A 19,820-nucleotide genomic window follows, 5' to 3' on the forward strand; every position below is an offset into this window, starting at 1 on the left:
GATCACCCCGGATGCTCGACGTGCGCCTTGAGGGCGCGCATCGTCCTCCGGCTCTCGGCGGCGGCCATCCGCACGAGCACGGGCTGCATGGCACGGAAGACGCCGTGCGTGGTCAGCTCGCCGACGCGAGTGACCCGGGTGGACGCTGCCGTGCCGTGGACCGCGTAGCGGATGTCCGCATCCACCCGGCCGGAGCGCACCGCCTGATGGAAGTGCAGCATCCGGTCGGGCTCGTCATCGATCAGGCGCCCGCTCATCCGGCCGACCGTCGTGGTGTCCACGTACCCCTGCGGGCCGCCCGTGCGGGTGCCGCGGTACACGATCGAGGGCCGCAGCCACCCCGGGTACGAGTCGAGCGTGCGGATCGCCAGGTACACGTCGTGCGGCGGCGCGTCGATCTCGATGGTGTTCTCGATGCGTCTCATGCGGCTGGTCTACTCCTCTCCACAGGCGTCGGGCGAGCGTAGTTCTGCCCCTCTTGAGCGTTCGTCCGGGAATCTCAGGGTCGGTTGTGGAAGGGTTGAAGGCACTATGCGATCGAGCCTCCGCGCCCTCCCCTTCCTCTGGGGTGCGCTCGTGTCCGCGGTGCTGTTCGTCGCCGTGTACCTGGTCTTCGTGCAGAGCTACATCGGTCAGGTGATCGACGAGCGGGCCTTCGCCGGCGCGGACGCGTGGAAGGGCGACGTGATCGACTTCGCACATGCCTTCCTCGACGCGCTGCCGGTGGCGTCCGTGGTCATCGGGGCGGTCGTCGCGATCGTCATCGTGCTGGTGCGGCGCAACTGGCTGGTGTTCGCGGTCGCGGTCGGCGCGGCGGTCGCCGCGAACGTGAGCACGCAGGTGCTGAAGTACACCGTCCTCTCCCGGCCCGAGAAGGGCGTGGATGTGGGGCTCTCGAACTCCCTCCCGTCCGGTCACACGGCGGTCGCCGCGTCCGCTGCGCTGGTCGTGTTCCTGTTGTCGTCCCCGCGGTTCCGTCCGCTCGCCGCGGTGGTCGGCTCGGTCTTCACGGTCGCCGCGGGCGCGTCCACTCTGGTGGAGCAGTGGCACCGGCCGAGCGACGTCGTCGCCGGCATGCTGGTGGTCGCGTTCTGGGGCAGCGTGGCAGGCATAGTGCTCTCGGGCCTGCGCCTGCCCGGCGCCGAGCCGCCCGTGCGCAGCAAGCTGTGGCCGCTCGTCTGGGTCGGCGGCCTCTGCGGGCTGGGCTCGGTCATCGCGTTGGCGGTGACCTATTTCTCGGCGCAGTCCGGGACCGAGCACCTGTTCATCGCATACGCGGGCGGGGTCGCGGCGATCGTCGCGACCGGCTTCGTGATCGCGGCGACCGGCAACCGGCTGTACCGGCGCCTGGCCTGATCGGGCCGCGCCCTGCCGGTCCTACAGCCAGACGCGAAGCGGCGCCGGGGCCGAGCGCAGACACGGGATGCGCCGCTCGACCAGCGCGGAGACGGACAGCGCCCGTGCGGCATTCGGCCACGCGATGACGACGACGCTGAGGCCGAGCATCACCGGGTACTGCCAGATCAGCTGATCCGCCGACCAGTACAGCAGCAGCGTCAGCACCGACATCAGCGCCGCCGCCCGGGTGAGGACACCCAGGATGAGCGCGACGCCGAGCGCCGTCTCCAGAAGGGGCATGGCGACGCCGAACAGAGCGGGCGCCGGGCGCATGACCGTATCCGCGAAGGCCGCGAAGTACCCGGGAACGCGCGAGTTCGTCGCGGCGCCGTGGATCACGAACTCGATGTCGGCCGCGCCGAAGCCGGCGCGGTACTTGAGCAGGCCCTCCAGCAGCCACAGGATGCCGAGGGCGACCCTCGCCGCGCCCCCGAGGAGGGCGGGAGCGGCGAGGGTCGCGGTCGTCGGACGGGTCCTCACGAGAGGGATGCCGCCCCGAAGACCGCCTTGGCCTTGTCGCAGTGCACGACCACGTCGGTGAACTTCGAAGCGTCCACACCGTTCAGCTCGAAGGTCTGGCTCGCCTGGTTGTAGGCGACGCCCTTGATCTCCTTGCCGGCGGCGACCGCGGCCTCATCGGTGCCGTTGGCGAGGTAGAGGTGCAGGTCGGGGCCCTCGTCGGACGAGAAGCCCGAGAGCGTGATGGTGTCTCCGCTGATCGTGACAGTGCCGGCGACCTTCTTGTCGTTCAAGCCGGAGAAGGTGCCGGTCCGCGTGGCCGCCGACGTGGACGTGGTCGAGGACGACGACGAAGTGGCCGACGGCGTCGAGGTCGCGGCGTCGGAGCCTGCGCTGCAGGCGGTCAGTCCGGCGGCGAGGGCCACGGCGGCCGCGGCGAGGGCGAGGGTCTTGCGCATCTGTGTATCTCCTTGTGCTGCCCCGGCGCGGTGCCGAGGCGTGACGACGCTAACAACGCGAAAGCCCCTGAGGATCAGACATTTCATCCCCGTAATAACTCAGCTTCGGCGGCTCCCTCCACGCGAGAATGACCTCATGATCGCCGCTCCCCAGCTCACGGCGATGATCGTCGAGGACGACCCCACCGTCCTCGGCGTCGTGAGCGACTACCTCGCCTCCGCCGGCTACCGGGTGAAGGCGTTCGCCGACGGCGCGAGCGGGCGGCGCGCGCTCGCCGGGGGCCTGCCGGACGTGCTCATCCTCGACCGGATGCTGCCCGGCGTCAGCGGAGACGAGCTCTGCCGGATCGCCCGCGAGCGCGACGACCGCCTCCCGATCCTCATGCTCACGGCGCTCGACCGTGTGGACGACCGCATCGAGGGGCTGGAGCACGGGGCGGACGACTACCTCGCCAAGCCGTTCTCGCTGCGCGAGCTCCTGCTCCGGGTCAACGCGATGCTCCGCAGGGCGCGGGCACCGCGTCCGACGGCCGCGTTCGAGGTCGGTCCGTTCCGGGTCGACCCGGTGCGGAGGACCGTCTGGGCGGCGGGACGTGAGCTGCTTCTGACCGCTCGCGAGTTCGAGTTGTTCCACTACTTCCTGACCAACCCCGGCCGCGTCGTCACCCGCGAGGAGGTGCTGCGCGACGTGTGGGGCTGGAACTTCGGCGACCCCTCGACCGTGACCGTCCACATCCGTCGCCTCCGCGAGAAGATCGAGCCCGCGCCGCACGAGCCGCGTCACCTGCTCACGGTGTGGGGCGAGGGCTACCGGTTCGCGACCGCGGGAGAAACGTCGTGAACGGCTCGGACTTCTGGTTCATCGTCGTCGTGACGCTGGGCTGCACTGCCGGCGTCTTCATCGTGGCGGCGGTGGTGTTGCGGCTGTCGCGGCGCGCATCCTTCGCCTGGCGGATCGCGATCGTCGTCGCGTCCACCATCGTGTCGATCGCGTGCTCCACCCTGGCGATCGCCGTGGGCATGTACTTCACGCCGCACGATCTGACGGTGCTGCTGTGGATCCTGGCCGTGTCTGCTGTGTTCAGCATGACCGGCGCCTGGCTGGTCGCCCGGGGGCTGCGCCGGTCGCTGGCGACGGTCGCCGCCTCGGCGCGCCGCCTCGGCGACGGTGAGATCGTGCAGAGCGCCGCCGCATCGCGTGAGGTCGCGGCGATGTCCGCGGAGCTCGCCACGACATCCGTCCGCCTCGCCGATGCGCGCGCTGAGCTGGAGCGGCTGGATGCGGCCCGCAGCGCGTTCTTCGCGTGGATCTCGCACGACCTCCGGACGCCGCTGACCGGTGTCCGGGCCCTCGCCGAGTCGCTGGAGGACGGCATGGCCGGCGATCCGGCCGACGCCGGTCGTCGCATCCGGCAGCAGGCCGACGCGATGAGCCGGATGGTGGACGACCTGTTCGAGCTGTCGCGCCTGCAGAGCGGCACGCTGCGGCCGCAGCAGGAGGAGGTCGTGCTGCTCGACGCCGTGTCCGACGCCGTCGCCGACGTGCGGGTGCTCGCGGAGGCCCGAGACGTGCGGGTGGCCCATCGGCGGGTGGAGGGCGCGACGGTCCGGGCCGACCCGTACCTCCTGGGGAGGGTTCTGACGAACCTTCTCGGGAACGCCGTCCGCCATGCCCCGCGCGGGAGCGTGGTCGAGATCTCGGCGGTCCCGTCCGCCGGCGACGTCGTCATCGGCGTCCTGGACAGCGGCCCCGGTGTGCCCGGGGACGACCTCGAGCGGATGTTCGAAGCCGGCTGGCTTGCCGACCCGGCCCGGACGCCCGGCCGGGCCGGATCGTCGGGTGCCGGCCTCGGGCTGGCCATCGTGCGCGCCATCATGGAGGCGCACGGCGGGACGGTGCGCGCGCAGCGCACGCCGGACGGATTCCTCGTCGCAGCGACGCTGCCGCGTGAGATCCCCGTCAGCGGGTGAAGAACTCGCGAAGCGCGGCGGCCAACTCCTCGGGTGCCTCCTCGGCGACGTGGTGGCCGGAGTCGATCCCGTGCCCGCGGACGTCGTCCGCCCAGTCGCGCCAGATCGCGACCGGGTCGCCGAACAGCTGTTCCAGGTCGTCCCGCTCCGACCAGAGCACGAGCAGCGGCATCGTGAGGCGCCGGGCAGCGGCACGGTCGGCCTCCTCGTCGGCGCGGTCGACCGTCAGCCCGGCGCGGTAGTCCTCGAGCATCGCGCGCACGACCTCCGGGCGGTGCACCGCCTCCCGGCGTTCCGCGAAGTTCTCCGCCCCCATCGCCTGCGGATCGCCGCCGTACCAGGAGTCCGGGTCCGCACCGATCACCCGCTCCGGGACATCCGGCTGAGCGAAGAAGAACCAGTGGTACCAGGCGGTGGCGAACTCGGGCGTGATGCGGTCGAGGTGTTCGACGATCGGGACGCAGTCGAGCAGGGCGACGCGGCGCACCGCCTCCGGGTGGTCCATCGCGAGCCGGAATGCGACGTAGCTTCCCCGGTCGTGGCCGACGAGGTCGAAGCGGTCGTGGCCGAGGCTGCGCATGACGGCGAGGATGTCGTCCGCCAGGGCGCGTTTCGACGCCTGCGCGTGGTCGGGCCGTGGCGCCGGAGCGGTCGACCGGCCGTAGCCCCGAAGGTCGGGCACCACGACCGTGAAGCCGTCCGCGGCGAGCAGCGGCGCGACGCGGTGCCAGGTCGCGCCGGTCCGCGGGTGGCCGTGGAGCAGCACGAGCGGCGGTCCCTCGCCGCCGTGGCGGACGTGGATGCGCGCGTCGCCGACGTCGACGTCGGTCGTCAGGAACCCGTCGAACACGTGCCCGGGCTCAGGCCTTCGCGCGCAGGTTCTCCGCGATCTTCGCGAGGGACCCGTCGAGCGACTGCTGCATCCCGTCGAACTCCTGCGTGGTGTGGATGGTGAGCTCGACGCCGTCGTCGGTGATCCGCAGCGAGCCGTGATAGTCGTGCGGGCCGGGCGCCGACCAGGTGATCTCGCGGGCCGCGCGGTCGACGTCGAACGCGGCCTCGGACGTCACCGTCTCGTCGCTCCCGTCCTGGTCGGCGTCGACGTGCGCGGTCGTCTCGACCTTGCCGTCGGGCAGCTCATGCGCCTCGGTCACGCGCGGGAAGTAGGCGGGCAGGTTCTCCGGGTCGGAGACGTAGTCGAAGTACTCGTCGGCGTCACCATCGAGCGGCCGGTGGGCGGTATACGTTGGCATGCCGCGACGGTACGCCTGCACACGTCGACCGCAACCGCCGCCCGCGTTCGCGAGCGACAGCTCATCGGCGACGAGACGTCACCACTCGATGGTCGGGCACGGCGGTGGAGGGCGTGGATGCTGTGGCCGGCCGGGCGCGACGGCTTGCGACGGCCGCATCCACGGCTATAACCGCAAGGGTCAGCCCGCACACGGCGGCGGAACAGCCGATGAGGACGGCCGGCCCGAGCGGAGCGACCAGCCCCGCCGCGGCGACGCCGAGCGCGCTGCCTCCGACTTTGATCCCGGCCACGGTCGCGAAGACGCGGGCCGCCGCGCCCGGGGGCGAGTACTCGGTGCGTGCGGCGAGCGTTGCAGCGAACAGGGCCGAGCTCGCCGCGCCGATGAGCGTGAAGGCGACGCCGCCGATGAGGCCGCCCGCGGTCGGGAACGGGAGGGCGAGGAGCGGCGCGAGGAGCGCGACGCCCGCGATGACGACGCCGGTTCTCACCAGCCGTTCGGGGTCGCCGGTGAGCGGGCGGGCGATGAGGAGGAGGGAGGCGAGAAGCCCGCCCGCTCCGTACAGCGACATGAGCACGGCGGCGGTGGCCGGGGGCGCCCCGCGCTGGCCGGCCAGTGCGGTCGCGATGAGCGGGGCCGCGGCGAGGGCGGTCGCGGAGCCGATGGTCGCGACGGTGGTGCGGCGCAGCGGCGCGGACGTCACGAGGAGGCGGAGGACGCTCCCCTCCGGTTGGGCCGGGCCGTGTTGAGCGTTCGCGGGCAGCCAGAGCACGATCGCGGCCGCGACGAGCAGGAGCGCGGCGGTCGCGCCGAGCGCGCCGACCGGGTTGAGTGCGGCCGCGAGCACCGCGACGGCGGCGGGACCGACGGTCGCGGAGACGCCGTACGTCAGCGCGTCGAGCGCCTGTCCGCGCCGCTGGGTGCGGCTGCGGGTGTCGCCCGCGTCTGATGGCGCGGTAGCGCTGGGGGTGTCGCCTGTCTCTGATGGCGCGGTAGCGCTGCGGTTGTCGCCTGCGTCTGACGGCGCGGTACCGCTGCGCCGGTCGTGCTCTTGTGGGGAGGCCTCGGCATCCTGCCCGTGCCGCAGAATGCGGCTGCGCGCGTCCGAGACATCCGTCGGCGCGGTGTCGTCGCGCCGCTGGGTGCGCCCGCGGTTGTCGCCGGCGGCCGCCGGTGGAGGGCCGTCGCGCCGGTCGCGCTCTTGCGTGGCGACGACGGCATCCGGGCCGCGCCGCTCAAGGCGGCTGCGCGCGTCGCTGGTGTCCGCCGACGCGGTGCCGTCGCGCCGGTCATGGCCACGAGTGCCGGCCACTATCCCCGCCAGCCGGCTGCTCAGTCCTCCAGTCACCAGCGGCCCGGCGCAGCCCGCCGCCGCCAACGCAACGGCCGCTCCCGCCACCGACACCGGCAGCAGCATCGCCGCCCCAGCGACGAACACCGCGTACCAGACGAAGGCCGCCGCGAGCACCGGCCCCGGCTGGCTCCGTCCATCCAGCAGCCGACCCGCGAGCGGCCCGATGAGGTGGGGCACCGTCAGCGCCGCAGCGAGCAGTCCGCCTGCGGCCGGCCCCGCCACGGTCGTCCCGGCGAGGACGGCCGCCACGATGGCGCCCGCGTCCGCCGACCGGGCGGCCACCGCCGCCGAGACGTACACGAGGACGCCGCCGCTCCGCCCGCTCATGCAGCACACCTTGCTCGTCCTCGCGTCACCTGTCAAGATGGTGACGTGGCTTTCGAGTTCGTTGCCGGGAACCTCGCGCTCGACTTCGTCGCGACAGTCGCCGAGCGGCGCACGGCGGCCGAGGAGCGCGTTCCGACGCCCGATTCCCTCGCGCGCTGGTTCGCCGACGCCGGGCTCGTGGACGCGCCTCCCGCCATCGACCAGCCCGGCTACCGGCGGGCGATCGCCTTGCGCGAGACCATCTGGTCGCTCCTGACCGCCGACGCAGCCCTACCTCTTGCCGGCACCGCCGTCGCCGAGCTGAACCGCTACGCCTCCGCGCCCCTCCCCGCCGCGGCGCTGGGCGTCGACCGCACCGTCGCCACGGCCGGCGACCTCGCCGCCTGCCTCGCCGCCGTCGGCCGTGCGGCCGTGGACGCCTTCCGTCCCGAGAACGCCGCGCACCTCAAGTGGTGCGAGGGCACCGACTGCACGCGCCCGTTCCTCGACGCGTCCCGCGCCGGCAATCGCCGCTGGTGCGGCATGGCCGGCTGCGGCGACCGCGCCAAGGCCGCCGCCTACCGAGCCCGCCGCCGCTCCGCCCGCGCCTGACCCCGCCACCGCCGCCCCGAAGTGCAGCTAGTTGCAGTCGACACGCCGCGTCGCACCGCAACAACGTGCACTTCGGCGTCTCCGCTTCTTGATGCGGCTGGGCGCTACGCGCGTGAAGTGTAGCTAAGTGCGGTCGACACGCCGCTGGGCTGCGCAACTACCTGCACTTCGGGCCGGGCCCTCCGCCCGCGCGTGACCCCGCCACCGCCGCACCGACGTGCAGCTTGTTGCGGTCGACACGCCGCGGGGCTCCGCGACTACCTGCACTTCGCGAGAGGGCGCGCGCGGGCGGAGAGCGCGCGTCAGCTGGACTGCCGCACCACGAGCTCGGTCGGCAGCAGCGTGACCCGCTCCACCGACTCGCCCGCGAGCCGGCGCACCAGCACCCGGGCCATCGCCTCGCCGAGCCCGATCGATGGCTGGTGCACCGTCGTCAGCGGCGGCGTCGACATGAGTCCGAAGCTGTCGTCGTCATAGCCGACCACCGCGATGTCGCCCGGGATGCTCAGCCCGGCCTCGTGGATTGCCGAGTACGCCCCGGCCGCCATCTGGTCGTTCGCGGCGAACAGTCCGTCGATCGGGCGCCCCTCCGCGAGCAGCCGGCGCATCGCCTCCAGCCCCGACGCGGGCGAGAAGTCGCCGTACGCGACCATCGACGCGTCCAGTCCCGCCGCATCCATCGCCTGTCGCCAGCCTGTGTACCTATCGAGGCCGGCGGGCATGTCCTGCGGCCCCGTGATCAGCGCGATGTTTCGACGGCCACGGTCGATCAGATGCGCCGTGGCGACTTGAGCCCCGGCGACGTTGTCCACGTCCACGTAATACGACGCGTGCTCGCTCTCGCTGACCGGGCGCCCGCCGAACACCAGCGGGAGGGAGGCGCCGAGCTGGGCGTAGGAGTGGTCACCCGAGTGGTGGGAAACCACCAGCGCGCCATCCACATTGCCGCCCATCAGGTAGCGCCGCGTCTTGTCGGGGTTCGTCTCGGACGAGATGACCATGTTGAGCGTGAACTCGGTGTCGGCGAGGCTCAGCGCGACGCCCTGGACGATGGAGGCGAAGAACGGGTCGGCGAAGACCTTGGCCGTCGACTCCGGCACCACCAGAGCGATCACCTGCGTCCGCCGCGAGGCGAGCGACCGGGCGGCGCGGTTGGGGACGTAGTTGAGGTCGGCGATCGCGCGTTCGACCGCGGCGACGACCTCCGCCGTCACCTTCGGCGACCCGTTGACGACGCGCGACACGGTCGCGCGTGAGACGCCGGCGCGCGCGGCGACGGCCTCCAGGGTGGGAACCGCGCGCCCTGCGATCTGCTCCGTCGTCATCGGGTGGTCTCCTCGTCGCTCGCGTCCATGCTAGACGCGGGACGGGGCGGCCTCCTCGACGACCTCGCCCTCGCGCGCCGCCGCGATCACCTGAGCGAACGCCAGACCCGAGTCCTTGACGGTCCGCTCCTGCGTCTCGTAGTCCACGCAGACGATCCCGAACCGCTTCGCGTATCCCCACGCCCACTCGAAGTTGTCGAGCAGCGACCACACGAAGTAGCCGCGCACGTCGGCGCCCTCGTCGATGGCCCGGCCGACCGCGTCGATGTGGGCCAGGACGTACGCGGTCCGGTCGGCGTCGTGCACCGCGCCGTCCTCCGCCACGTCGTCGTCGTAGGCGGCGCCGTTCTCGGTGATGTACAGCGGCGGCAGGGTGGGATAGTCGCGGGTGAGCCGCACGAGCAGCGCGCGCAGCCCATCCGGGTTCACCTCCCAGCCCATCGCTGTGGTCGGCAGGTGCCGCGACGGGAAGGTCACGTACTCGCTGCCGACGAACGGCGAGGAGGTGGGACGCGGCGTGGGCACGACCGGCGCCGGGTCATCCGTCGGCGCGGGATGCCCGCTCACGTTGTCGTCGTGGTAGTGGTTCACGCCGAGGAAGTCGATCGGCTGCGCGATGGTCGCCAGGTCGCCGTCGTGCACGAGCTCGTCGAACCGGTGCTCGCGCACATCCTCCAGCACGTCCGCCGGGTAGGCGCCGAGCAGCAGGGGCTCGAGGTACATCCGGTTCCACAGTCCATCGATGCGGCGGGCGGCCTCCCGGTCCACGGGATCCGTCGGGTCGTTCGGGACGGCCGTGGTCAGGTTGAGCGTGATGCCGACGCGCAGCGAGTCCGCCCGGCCGGTCGCTCCGGCCATCGAGCGCAGCTCGGAGACCGCCAGCCCGTGCGCCAGGTGCTGGTGGTGCAGCGCCGCGAGGCCGGCGCGCGGCTCCTGCCGCCCGGGGGCGTGCTCACCGCCCGCATAGCCGATCAGCGACGAGCACAGCGGCTCGTTGAACGTCGTCCAGTTGTCGACCCGGTCGCCGAGCGCGTCGTACACGGCGACCGCGTAGTCGCGGAACCGGTAGGCGGTGTCGCGGTTCGCCCACCCGCCCTTCTCCTCGAGGGCCTGCGGCAGGTCCCAGTGATAGAGCGTCAGCCAGGGCAGGATGCCGGCGCCGAGGAGTTCGTCCACGAGCCGGTCGTAGAACGCCAGCCCGGCCTCGTTGACGAAGCGGTCGCCCGGCTTCACGCGCGCCCAAGACGTGGAGAAGCGGTACGACTGCAGGCCGAGGGACGCCATGAGGGCGACGTCCTCCGGCATCCGGTGGTAGTGGTCGACCGCGACCTCGGGGTGTCCCCGCCGGCGATCGCGCCGGGGACGCGCGCGAACGCATCCCAGATCGAGTCCTCCTTGCCGTCCTCGTGGGCGGCGCCCTCGATCTGCGCGGCGGCGGTGGCCGATCCCCAGAGGAAGCCGGCGGGCCAGGTGCGGTTCATTCTCAGCCTTTCACCGCGCCGGCCATGATGCCGGAGACCAGCTGCCGGCCGGCGAGCACGAAGAGGATCAGCAGGGGGATGGTGGCGAGCACGGCGCCGGCGAGCACGATCGAGTAGTCGACGTACTTCGCCGACTGCAGCTGGCTCAGGGCGACCTGCAGGGTCGGGTTCTGCGGGGCGACGAGCAGTGGCCAGAGGTAGTCCGTCCACGCGGTCATGAAGGTGAAGAGGCCGAGGATCGCCATCGCCGGTCGTGCGGCGGGGACGCCGACGTGCCAGAAGGTGCGGATCATGTTCGCACCGTCCACCCGCGCCGCCTCGATCAGCTCCTCGGGGATCACATCCACGAGGTACTGGCGCATGAAGAACACCCCGAACGCCGTCACCAGGGTCGGCACGATCACCGCGCCGAGCGTCCCGGTCCAGCCGAACTGCTTCATCACCATGAACAGCGGGATGATGCCGAGCTGTGTCGGGACGGCCAGCGTCGCGACGACGAACACCATCAGCCCCTCGCGACCGCGGAAGCGCAGCTTGGCGAACGCGTAGCCGGCGAGCGTCGAGAACGCGACGACCGACAGCGTGATGACCGACGCGACGATGATCGAGTTGCCGAGCGCCAGCCAGAACGGGACGGTGTCGAGCACCTGGCCGACGTTGGTCCAGAACTGCCCGCCCGGGAGGAACGGCGGCCAGGTCGAGGTCAGCACCGTGCTGTCGCTGGATCCTGCGACGAACGACCACCACAGCGGGTATGCGCCGCCGAGGAAGATGGCGAGCAGGATGCCGTAGGTCAGGAAGCCGGGCCGGCGGTCGATCCCCAGCGCCTTGCGCTTGGGCGCCCGGGCCGGGCGGGCGGCGGTGGCGGTCACAGGTTCTTCTCCTCGCTCGCAGCGGCCAGGATGCGCGACGCCTGCAGGCGCCTCGCCGTGCGTTTGCGGTGCAGGCGGGTCTCGGTGGAGGCGATCCGGCGCGAGATCAGGAAGTTGAGCACGCCGAAGATCACGATGAGCAGGAACAGCAGCCAGGCGACGGCCGAGGCCTTGCCGAAGTTCTGCCGGTTGAAGGCCAGATCCCACAGGTAGAGCACGGTGGTCTGGTACTGCCGCTGCGGGCCGCCGGGGATGGCGCTGGACGGGTTGAACAGCTTCGGCTCGGTGAAGATCTGCAGACCTCCGATGGTGGCCGTAATGATCACGAAGATCATGGTCGGGCGGATGCTCGGCAGCGTGATCGAGAAGAAGCGGCGGAACGACCCGGCGCCGTCCAGCGCGGCCGACTCGTGGATGTCGCGGGGGACCGCCTGCATGGCGGCCAGCAGGATGAGGGCGTTGTAGCCCGTCCAGCGCCAGTTGACCATGGTCGCGATCGCGACGTGCGACGGGAAGGTCTCGGTCTTCCACATCACCGGGTCGAGGCCGAACGCCTGAAGGATGTTGTTGATCAGGCCGTACTTCTCGTCGAACGCGCTCGAGAAGATCAGCGTGACGGCGACCGGCGTGACGACGTAGGGGAGCAGGACGCTCATCCGCCAGAAGGTCTTGGCCCGCAGGTTCTGGTCGAGGATCGCGGCGATGAAGACGGCGGCGATCAACTGCGGGATGGCGGAGAGCAGGAAGATGCTGATCGTGTTGAACAGCGAGTTCCAGAAGAACGGATCGGTCAGCTCGGTCGCGTAGTTCTTGAACCCGACCCACTCGCCCGGACCGGTGAGCAGGTTCCAGTTGTTCAGCGAGACGACGAATGTGTACACGAGCGGGAACAGGCCGACGAGCCCGAAGAGGATGAAGAACGGCGCCACGTAGAAGTAGGGCGACGCCTTGACATCGAAGCGGCTGAGCCGCTGCTTGAAGGTGAGGCCTCCGCGGTCGTCCCGCTTGCGCGGCGCGGTGGAGGCGGGGGCGGACTCCCGTGTGGCGGTGGTGGTCATTGCGGTTCTCCCGTGGGTCGGGCCCCCGCCGCTCGGGTTGCAGCGGGGGCCCGGTTGCGGTTGTCGGGTTACTTGTTGACGACCAGCTGGTCGAGCAGCTTCATGGCGTTGTCCCATGCCTGCTGACCGTTCGCCTTGCCGGAGTCGAGCTCCTGCACGGACGGGCCGAAGACCTGCGACTGGATCACCGAGTCGTCCGGTCCCTTGTACTGGGCGACGACGCCCTTCGCGCGCTCACTGAGGATCTGGCCGACCGGAGCGTTGTTGAAGAACTTCGTCAGGTCGCTCTCGCCGGTCACGCCCGGGTCGCTCTGCGCCTCGGTCACCGACGGGAACGTCCCCGCCGCCTGGAAGGTCTGGACCTGCGACTTCGCGGTGGTCAGCCATGCGGCGAGGGCCGCGGCCTCCTTCGGGTGCTTCGACTGCTTCGGGACCGTCAGGAACGATCCGCCCCAGTTGGCTGCGCCGCCCGGGAACACGTTGGCGAAGTCCCAGCCGGTGGTGGCGTCGCCGCCGCCCGCCTTGACCTGGCCCTGAACGACGCCGAGCATCCAGCCCGGGCAGACGAACGTGGCGAACGAGCCGTCGGTGAACGCCTTGCCCTTGCCCCAGTCCCACTGGGTCTGGTTGGAGGAGAGGCCCGCCGCCGCTCCGTCGGCCAGCTTGGACCACAGCGCCTTCAGGTCGCTGTTGTCCTTGATGTTCAGCTTGCCGTCCTTGGTGTAGTAGCCCTCGGGCTGCTGGTTCACCATGGCGTTCCAGATGAAGCCGGACTGGTCGTACCAGGCCTTGCCGGTGGCCGCGTGGTACTGCTCGCCGACCTTGAAGAAGTCGTCCCAGGTGGCGTTGTCGCCGCCGAACAGCTTCGCGACGGACTCGCGGTCGCTCGGCAGGCCCGCCGCGGCGAACAGCTTGCCGTTGTAGCAGAGGCCTTCCGGCCCGATGTCGGTGCCGTAGCCGATGATGCGGCCGCTCTTGTCGGTGGCCTGCTTCAGCTTCCAGTCGACCCAGCGGCTCTTGATGTCGTTCGCGCCGTAGTCCTTCAGGTCGTTGAACTGGTCGGAGACCTGCATGACCTTGCTCAGCCAGCCCTCCTCGACCGCCTGGACATCGGGGAGGCCGCTGCCGGCCGCCTGCTTCGTCTGCCAGTCGGTGAGCGCATTGTCACCGGTGTCGATGTTGGTGGCCTTGATCTTGATGTTCGGGTGCTCCTTCTCGTACTGCGAGTAGAGCTTGTCGAAGCCCATCGTGCCGAACGTGGTGACGGTCAGCGTGATCGGGTCCGAGCTGGAACCGCTGCCTCCGCTCGATGAGCATCCGGCTGCGATGAGGGCGAAGGATGCTGCGCCGGCGACGGCCGCAGCGATCCTGGTGCGTCGTGAAAGCTTCACGGGTCACTCCTTTGTGCGTGTGTCTGGTGTGCGCCTGGTGCGCGTTGAGAGCGCTCTCATGCGACGAGCGTGAGAGCGCTCTCACGCGTTTGGAGAGACTGTAAAACGGTCGGCCGGGGCTTGTCAAGTCTTTCGTGGTCGCGCTCTCATCCGCGTGTTTCCGGGTTTGTGGCCGGGATCCCGCTGGCCGCCCGTCATAACCGCGGATTTCCTGCGTCTTCGTCAGTGAGGGATTCCCCTCCGAGCGCAAGAGAGGACCGGGCTGTGCGCACACGGATCATGGACGGCGACTTCCGCTGGTTGTTCGCCGTGCTGTTCGGCGCCCTCGCCACCGGCATCATGCTGCTGCGCCTCTTCGTGCCTGTTCCGGTCGGAATGGCCGACAACGGCGACGGCCTGCGGCTCATGTGCCAGGTCGGAGTCGGGCCCCACGCGACCTCACGCAAGGATCTGTTCAACAGCTGGGCGATCCTGGACTACTTCACGGTGCACGTGACCCCCGGGTCGTGCCTCAACTACCCCAGCACGACGAAACTGCTGATGCAGTTCTGGGCGTATCTCTCGCACGAGACCGGTGCCACGGCGGGCCTCGATTTGCGCTTCGCCCTCCTGACCTACGCCATCTTCGTGGGCCTCCTGGTGCTCGCGCTGACCCTCCTGTTCCGTTCGCCGGTGATTCAGGGAATCGTCGCCGTCCTGTTCGTCCTCGTGGTCGGCGACACCGCGTTCGCCGACTACCTCGCGTCACCGTTCACCGAGACGGCCGGAATCGTAGGGCTGATCGGCATGGCCGTCTCCGGCGCCTATCTGGGCGCCTTCCGCGCCAAGCGCGTGGCGAGCGTCCTCGCCCTCCCCGTGTTCCTCGGATGCGCCTACCTGCTCGTCAACGCCAAGACGCAGATGATCACGATCATCGCGCCCATCGCTCTGTTCCTGCTCTGGCATGCGGTGCGACTCGTGATCGACGTCTTCCGGGCGCGCACGTTCTTCGCGGTTGCGGCGGCGGTCGTGGCCGTCGGTGTCGGGTTCAGCGGCCTGGGTCTGCTCGGCGTCTCGGCGAAGGACACCTACGACCGCAATCCCGACGACTTCGCCGTCATCAACCCCACCGAGGTGATCTTCGTCGGCATCCTCGGCATCAGTGACGATCCGGCTGCCGACCTGAGGGAGATGGACCTGCCCGAAGGGCTCGCCGACCGTGCGGGCAACTCCTGGTGGCGCGGCGTGGAGGCCCCGCAGAACGACGAGCTGTTCCCTGCGGTCGAGCACAAGATGACGTACGGGACGGCGGCGGCCTTTCTGCTCCATCATCCTGATCGCGCGATCGCCATGGCGAACGTTGCCGCAAATGACTTCCTCGCCGCGCGTACCGACTATCTCGGCAACTTCGCGAAGGAGAGCGGCGCCAAGGCGGGCACGCAGGACGGCCGGCTCGTAGTCGCCTCGACAACCCTGGCCACCCTCAAGGGCGGCGGCCTGGTGGTCCTCTTCTTCTTCTCGGTGCTGTTGCTCGTCGGGGCGATCTTCGCGCTGCGTAGGCTCGAACCGGGCACCATCAAGGGCGGTCTCGCCTCGGTGTCGCTGCTGCTCTTCGCCATCGCCTGGACGCAGTTCGTCACCTGCGCCTACGGCGAGGCGATCGAGAACACGAAGCACCTCGTCGTCGCCGTCCTGGCCGGGATGCTGTGCGCCACGACGCTGATCGCCGCCGCGCTCGCGGAGGGCGAGCGCCGACCGCCTCGGCCGGAGCGCGCCCGTCGGGGAGCCGCGCCGACGAAAACGGCCGCCACTCCCGAAGAAGTGACGGCCGTCTCGGCGTGATGCCTGGCGCTCAGTCGGTCGCGGGTCGCGGCCGCTGGGCCCGGGTCGAGGCCGTGTCGGCGCCCGGCTCGACGAGGGCGCCGAAGTCGTTCGCCGCGCGGTTCGCGAGAAGGCCGACGTCGTAGTCCTCGTCGTCGTCCTCCGAGAGCGACGCATACGCGCCGACCGGCTCGCGCTCGGCGTTCTTCGCGGCGTCTGCAGCCGCGGCGTCGTCGGCCGCCTCCTGCAGCGCAGACTTCGCACGGAGCGGCGGGGTCCTGAAGAACAGCGACAGGATGAACGCGACCAGCACGACGATCATCGCGACCCAGTAGACCTGCACCGCCGAGGCGTTGAACGCCACGAGGAACGGCTTCGAGAGCCGCGGATCGGCCGAGTTGAGGAACGACGTGTCGTTGATGTCCGAGCTGCTGGAGCCGGCGTTCGACTTCTCGAGCTGCGTCTGGAGGGCGGGGACCGCCTTCGAGACGACCTGCTCGCGCTGGTCGGCGTTCGAGAAGTCGATCGGCTCGGCCGGGACCTGCTGCTCCGCCACATCCTGCGGGATGCCCTTCGCGACGAGCGCTTCGACGCCCGCCTGGTGGGCCTGCGCCTGCACCTGTGGAACCAGCTTGCTGACGATCGGGTCGTAGATCTGGTTCATAATCTGCTTGTTCTCGGGGGCGTTCGCCACCTCGGGGTTGAGCGCCGCATCCAGTGCGGACGTCAGCGTCGGGGTGTCGGTGAGCGACGTCTTGATGTTCGTCGGGAAGACCGTGAACAGCAGCGACAGGAGCACCGCGGTGCCCAGCGTTCCACCGATCTGGCGGAAGAACGTGGACGCACTGGTCGCCACACCCATATCGCGCAGGCCTACCGAGTTCTGGCTGGCGATGGTCAGCGTCTGCATCAGCTGGCCGAGGCCGAGTCCGATGAGCAGCATCGCGCCGGCGATGAACCAGTAGGAGTCGTCGTACTTCAGGAAGGTCAGGTAGAAGAAGCCGCCCGCGAGCATGGCCGTTCCGATGATCGGGAACTGCCGGTAGTGACCGGTGCGCGCGATGATCTGGCCGGAGGCGATGGACGAGATCATCAGTCCGAGGATCATCGGCAGCAGCTGCAGACCCGACTCCGTCGGCGTCGAGCCGAGGACGATCTGGAGGTAGAGCGGGAGGGTCAGCATGGCGCCGAACATCCCGAAGCCGACCAGGACGCCGATGACCGTGGCCATCGAGAAGGTGCTCGAGCGGAACAGCTTGATCGGGATGAGCGCGTCGTCCTTCATCGCGATCTCGATGAAGATGAACGCGATGATGCCGACGCCGCCGATGACGTAGCACGCGATCGAAGCGGGGCTGCCCCAGCCCCAGTCGCGGCCCTGCTCGGCCACCAGCAGCAGCGGGACCAGCGCGACGATCACGCCGGCCGCACCCCACCAGTCGATGCGGGCCGAACCCCGCGACCGCTTGGGCAGGTGCAGGAACCGCAGCACCATCGCCAGGGCGATGAAGCCGATCGGGACGTTGATGAGGAACACCCAGCGCCAGCCGTCGATCCAGAGGATCTGGTCCGCGCCGGCGAACAGGCCGCCGACCAGCGGGCCGACCAGGCTCGAGATGCCGAAGACGGCGAGGAAGTAGCCCTGGTACTTGGCACGCTCGCGAGGTGCGAGCATGTCGCCCATGATCGCGAGCGGCATCGACATGAGACCGCCGGCGCCGAGACCCTGGATGGCGCGGAACGCCGCGAGCTCGAGCATCGAGGTCGAGAACGTGGCCAGGATCGACCCGGCGATGAAGATGAGGATCGCGATGATGAACAGGGGGCGGCGGCCGAAGATGTCGGACAGCTTGCCGTAGATCGGCGTCGAGATCGTCGAGAGGATCAGGTAGCCGGTGGTGACCCAGGCCTGCTCGCTGAGGCCGTGGAGATCGTCGCCGATCGTGCGGATCGCCGTGCCGACGACCGTCTGGTCGAGGGCCGACAGGAACATGCCGGCCATCAGGCCGAAGATCACGAACAGGATCTCGCGATGCGACATGATCGGCTTGGGTGCGGCGCCTGCCGCGGTGGTTTGACTGGACATCTGTCTCCGGGTCGAGAGTTCGGGTGCGAAATGCGTGTGTGAAAGAATTTTGCGGAGACTGCAAAGTTACACCCAGTGCCACACTGCTGACAACGCAGCAGGTTCGCTCCCAGCGAAAGGTGTGCGATCGTTCAGCGAATGGATGTGCCCCCTCTTCAGGTGACGCAGAAGTTCTGGGCGTATGGTGCAAGGCGATGACTTCTCCCGCCCGCTCCCGTCGTCTGCAGCGCACGCTCGCGCTCACGGCCGTCGCCGCCTCCGCTGCGCTCGCCTTCACCGCGTGCGCCGGCGAGCCGTCGCCGGTGACCAAGGCCGTCGCCCAGGCCGCCGCTCCGTCGGCCAGCCCGACCTCGTCGGTCGTGTCGTCCATCCAGCCGGCCGCGGGCAGCGTCTCGGGAGGCACCATCACCCTCGAGGGCACCAACCTGCAGAAGGTGGGTGCCGTCCAGATCGGCGGCCAGCCCGCCACGGTCGCCCAGGCCACCGACGACAAGGTCGTGGTGAACGTCCCGGCTGCGGCCAACTTCCAGGCGGGAAGCGTGCCTGTCACGGTCACCGACAAGAGCGGCAAGCCGGTCACCACCTCGACGAGCACCTACGACTACCAGGTGCAGACGCCGGTGGACAAGCAGCTCGCCTACGCGCTCACGTACTGGAAGAACTACAACACCGCCCAGTACGGCGACCTCAACCCCGTCGGCGGAGACTGCGCCAACTTCGTGAGCCAGACCCTCATCGCGCGCGGCTGGCAGATGAACGGCGACTGGTACAACCACGACGCCGCCGCCGACTGGAGCCCGGCCTGGGGCTACGTGCCGGCGATGGACAACTACTTCCGCGAGAACGCCGCCAAGCTCGGCCTCACCGAGTACTCGTTCGACCAGCGCGACAAGATCAAGGTCGGCGACATCGTGATGTTCGACTGGAACGACAACAACTCGCTCGACCACGTGCAGATCGTGTCCGCCGTGCAGAACGTGAACGGCCAGATCAAGATCAAGATGGTCGGACACAATGAGGACAGCGACTACCGCGACCTCGACGAGGCGATCACCGTCGACCACCCGGGCGGCATCGGGCACTTCTGGAGCCTGTCGAGGTAATTCCGGCCACCCTGCAGGGAGGCTTCACGGGCGTGAGCTATGCTCGGCCCCGTGAGTCTGGGGGGTGCCCGCAGGAGGCGGGTTCAGGGGTCGCGCGCTGCCCGCATCGGCGGCGTCCTGACGGTCGTGCTGCTGCTGCTGGCCGGGTGCGCCTCGGGCGCCGTCTCCGCAGCTCCGACGAGCCACCGGCCGACGCCGCATCGCAGCACGCCGTCGCCGCGGCCCCCGCGTCCGACGCCGACGCCGACGACATCCATCCCGCCGACTCCGACCGTCGTGGGCTTCGATAAGGCCGCGCTGTCGCACGACGACCCCGCGAGCCCGTGGGTCGTCGTCAACAAGCCGCGGGAGCTCCATCCCACGACGTACGCGCCCGGCGACCTCGTCTTTCCCGACGTCGCCTACGTGAACCGTCAGCCGATGCGGCAGCAGACCGCAGCCGCCCTGGTCGCGATGTTCCAGGCGGGAAAGCGGGAGGCGGGCCTCGAGTTCTCGGTCCAGAGCGCCTACCGCTCCTACGACTCGCAGACGCGGGTGTACGACGACGACGTCGCCCGCAACGGCCAGGCGTACGCGGACACCGACACCGCCCGCCCCGGTCACAGCGAGCACCAGACGGGGTTGGCCGTCGACATCAGCGCCCTGCCGGCGCGGTGCTCGCTCGACGCGTGCTTCGGCCAGACTCCGCAGGGCCGCTGGCTCGCCGCGAACGCCTGGCGCTTCGGCTTCCTGCTCCGTTATCCGGCGGACAAGGTCGCCGTCACCGGCTTCACCTACGAGCCCTGGCACTTCCGGTACATCGGCGTCCCGCTCGCGACGGAGCTGCACACCACCGGTGTGACGACCCTCGAGGAGTTCTTCGGCTGTGCCGGAGGCGAGCAGTACCGCTGACC

Annotated in this window: 18 protein-coding genes and 1 pseudogene; 7 read left to right on the forward strand and 12 right to left on the reverse strand. The window is 70.1% G+C overall.

Annotation, left to right across the window (positions count from 1 at the left end):
- Nucleotides 1–2: 2 nt before the first annotated feature.
- A complete protein-coding gene (locus ACRAWB_RS14530; RefSeq protein ID WP_431353961.1) occupies nt 3–425 on the reverse strand; it encodes an SRPBCC family protein in 423 nt (140 codons plus the stop codon).
- Between the two features lie 106 nt (nt 426–531).
- Between ACRAWB_RS14530 and ACRAWB_RS14535 the strand changes: the two genes are divergently transcribed.
- On the forward strand, nt 532–1,356 hold the full coding sequence (locus ACRAWB_RS14535; protein ID WP_431353962.1) for a phosphatase PAP2 family protein: 825 nt from the start codon (nt 532–534) through the stop codon (nt 1,354–1,356).
- Nucleotides 1,357–1,377: 21 nt separating this feature from the next.
- Here ACRAWB_RS14535 and ACRAWB_RS14540 read toward each other — a convergent pair whose 3' ends face one another.
- On the reverse strand, nt 1,378–1,878 hold the full coding sequence (locus tag ACRAWB_RS14540; RefSeq protein ID WP_431353963.1) for a DoxX family protein: 501 nt from the start codon (nt 1,876–1,878) through the stop codon (nt 1,378–1,380).
- Nucleotides 1,875–2,315: a DM13 domain-containing protein gene (locus ACRAWB_RS14545; RefSeq protein ID WP_431353964.1), complete on the reverse strand. Its 441-nt coding sequence runs from the start codon at nt 2,313–2,315 to the stop codon at nt 1,875–1,877. The genes ACRAWB_RS14540 and ACRAWB_RS14545 overlap by 4 nt, the downstream gene beginning before the upstream one ends.
- Nucleotides 2,316–2,451: 136 nt before the next feature.
- Here ACRAWB_RS14545 and ACRAWB_RS14550 point away from each other — a divergent pair, with 136 nt between their 5' ends.
- Together ACRAWB_RS14550 and ACRAWB_RS14555 are read left to right on the forward strand one after the other, a co-directional pair.
- Nucleotides 2,452–3,156: a response regulator transcription factor gene (locus ACRAWB_RS14550; RefSeq protein ID WP_431353965.1), complete on the forward strand. Its 705-nt coding sequence runs from the start codon at nt 2,452–2,454 to the stop codon at nt 3,154–3,156.
- The gene (locus ACRAWB_RS14555; RefSeq protein ID WP_431353966.1) at nt 3,153–4,286 is read left to right on the forward strand and encodes a sensor histidine kinase; all 1,134 of its coding nucleotides are present in this window, start codon (nt 3,153–3,155) and stop codon (nt 4,284–4,286) included. The genes ACRAWB_RS14550 and ACRAWB_RS14555 overlap by 4 nt, the downstream gene beginning before the upstream one ends.
- On the opposite strand, the gene ACRAWB_RS14560 is transcribed toward ACRAWB_RS14555, so the two are convergent.
- The 3 genes from ACRAWB_RS14560 to ACRAWB_RS14570 form a co-directional block, all read right to left on the reverse strand.
- Nucleotides 4,276–5,136: an alpha/beta fold hydrolase gene (locus ACRAWB_RS14560; RefSeq protein WP_431353967.1), complete on the reverse strand. Its 861-nt coding sequence runs from the start codon at nt 5,134–5,136 to the stop codon at nt 4,276–4,278. The two genes, ACRAWB_RS14555 and ACRAWB_RS14560, sit on opposite strands and share 11 nt — an antisense overlap.
- A gap of 10 nt (nt 5,137–5,146) precedes the next feature.
- Nucleotides 5,147–5,539, reverse strand: a complete 393-nt coding sequence (locus ACRAWB_RS14565; RefSeq protein WP_064110280.1) for an SRPBCC family protein — start codon at nt 5,537–5,539, stop codon at nt 5,147–5,149.
- A 61-nt stretch (nt 5,540–5,600) separates the two neighbouring features.
- Complete coding sequence (locus ACRAWB_RS14570) at nt 5,601–7,220, reverse strand: hypothetical protein (protein WP_431353968.1); 1,620 nt, start codon at nt 7,218–7,220, stop codon at nt 5,601–5,603.
- 45 nt (nt 7,221–7,265) lie between these two features.
- Between ACRAWB_RS14570 and ACRAWB_RS14575 the strand changes: the two genes are divergently transcribed.
- Complete coding sequence (locus ACRAWB_RS14575; protein WP_431353969.1) at nt 7,266–7,811, forward strand: CGNR zinc finger domain-containing protein; 546 nt, start codon at nt 7,266–7,268, stop codon at nt 7,809–7,811.
- Nucleotides 7,812–8,113: 302 nt separating this feature from the next.
- On the opposite strand, the gene ACRAWB_RS14580 is transcribed toward ACRAWB_RS14575, so the two are convergent.
- From ACRAWB_RS14580 to ACRAWB_RS14600, 5 genes and pseudogenes are all read right to left on the reverse strand, one after another.
- Nucleotides 8,114–9,136, reverse strand: coding sequence for a LacI family DNA-binding transcriptional regulator (locus tag ACRAWB_RS14580; RefSeq protein WP_431353970.1), 1,023 nt, complete (start codon nt 9,134–9,136; stop codon nt 8,114–8,116).
- A 30-nt stretch (nt 9,137–9,166) separates the two neighbouring features.
- Nucleotides 9,167–10,617, reverse strand: a pseudogene (locus ACRAWB_RS14585) (GH1 family beta-glucosidase).
- 2 nt (nt 10,618–10,619) lie between these two features.
- Nucleotides 10,620–11,489 carry a carbohydrate ABC transporter permease gene (locus tag ACRAWB_RS14590; protein WP_431353971.1) on the reverse strand — a complete coding sequence of 290 codons (870 nt, stop codon included), beginning with the start codon at nt 11,487–11,489 and terminating at the stop codon, nt 10,620–10,622.
- On the reverse strand, nt 11,486–12,547 hold the full coding sequence (locus ACRAWB_RS14595; RefSeq protein WP_431353972.1) for a carbohydrate ABC transporter permease: 1,062 nt from the start codon (nt 12,545–12,547) through the stop codon (nt 11,486–11,488). Before ACRAWB_RS14595 ends, ACRAWB_RS14590 begins: the two co-directional genes overlap by 4 nt.
- A gap of 68 nt (nt 12,548–12,615) precedes the next feature.
- Entirely contained in the window at nt 12,616–13,938 is a 1,323-nt protein-coding gene (locus ACRAWB_RS14600) for an ABC transporter substrate-binding protein (protein ID WP_431353973.1), read from the reverse strand.
- 264 nt (nt 13,939–14,202) lie between these two features.
- Between ACRAWB_RS14600 and ACRAWB_RS14605 the strand changes: the two genes are divergently transcribed.
- Complete coding sequence (locus ACRAWB_RS14605) at nt 14,203–15,759, forward strand: hypothetical protein (RefSeq protein ID WP_431353974.1); 1,557 nt, start codon at nt 14,203–14,205, stop codon at nt 15,757–15,759.
- A gap of 10 nt (nt 15,760–15,769) precedes the next feature.
- Here ACRAWB_RS14605 and ACRAWB_RS14610 read toward each other — a convergent pair whose 3' ends face one another.
- The gene (locus tag ACRAWB_RS14610; RefSeq protein ID WP_431353975.1) at nt 15,770–17,824 is read right to left on the reverse strand and encodes an MDR family MFS transporter; all 2,055 of its coding nucleotides are present in this window, start codon (nt 17,822–17,824) and stop codon (nt 15,770–15,772) included.
- A 194-nt stretch (nt 17,825–18,018) separates the two neighbouring features.
- Between ACRAWB_RS14610 and ACRAWB_RS14615 the strand changes: the two genes are divergently transcribed.
- Together ACRAWB_RS14615 and ACRAWB_RS14620 are read left to right on the forward strand one after the other, a co-directional pair.
- On the forward strand, nt 18,019–18,927 hold the full coding sequence (locus ACRAWB_RS14615) for an amidase domain-containing protein (RefSeq protein WP_431353976.1): 909 nt from the start codon (nt 18,019–18,021) through the stop codon (nt 18,925–18,927).
- 51 nt (nt 18,928–18,978) lie between these two features.
- Complete coding sequence (locus ACRAWB_RS14620) at nt 18,979–19,818, forward strand: M15 family metallopeptidase (protein WP_431353977.1); 840 nt, start codon at nt 18,979–18,981, stop codon at nt 19,816–19,818.
- The last annotated feature ends 2 nt before the right edge of the window (nt 19,819–19,820 follow it).

Source organism: Leifsonia poae, assembly GCF_050632865.1.
Taxonomy (GTDB): Bacteria; Actinomycetota; Actinomycetes; order Actinomycetales; family Microbacteriaceae; genus Leifsonia; species Leifsonia poae_B.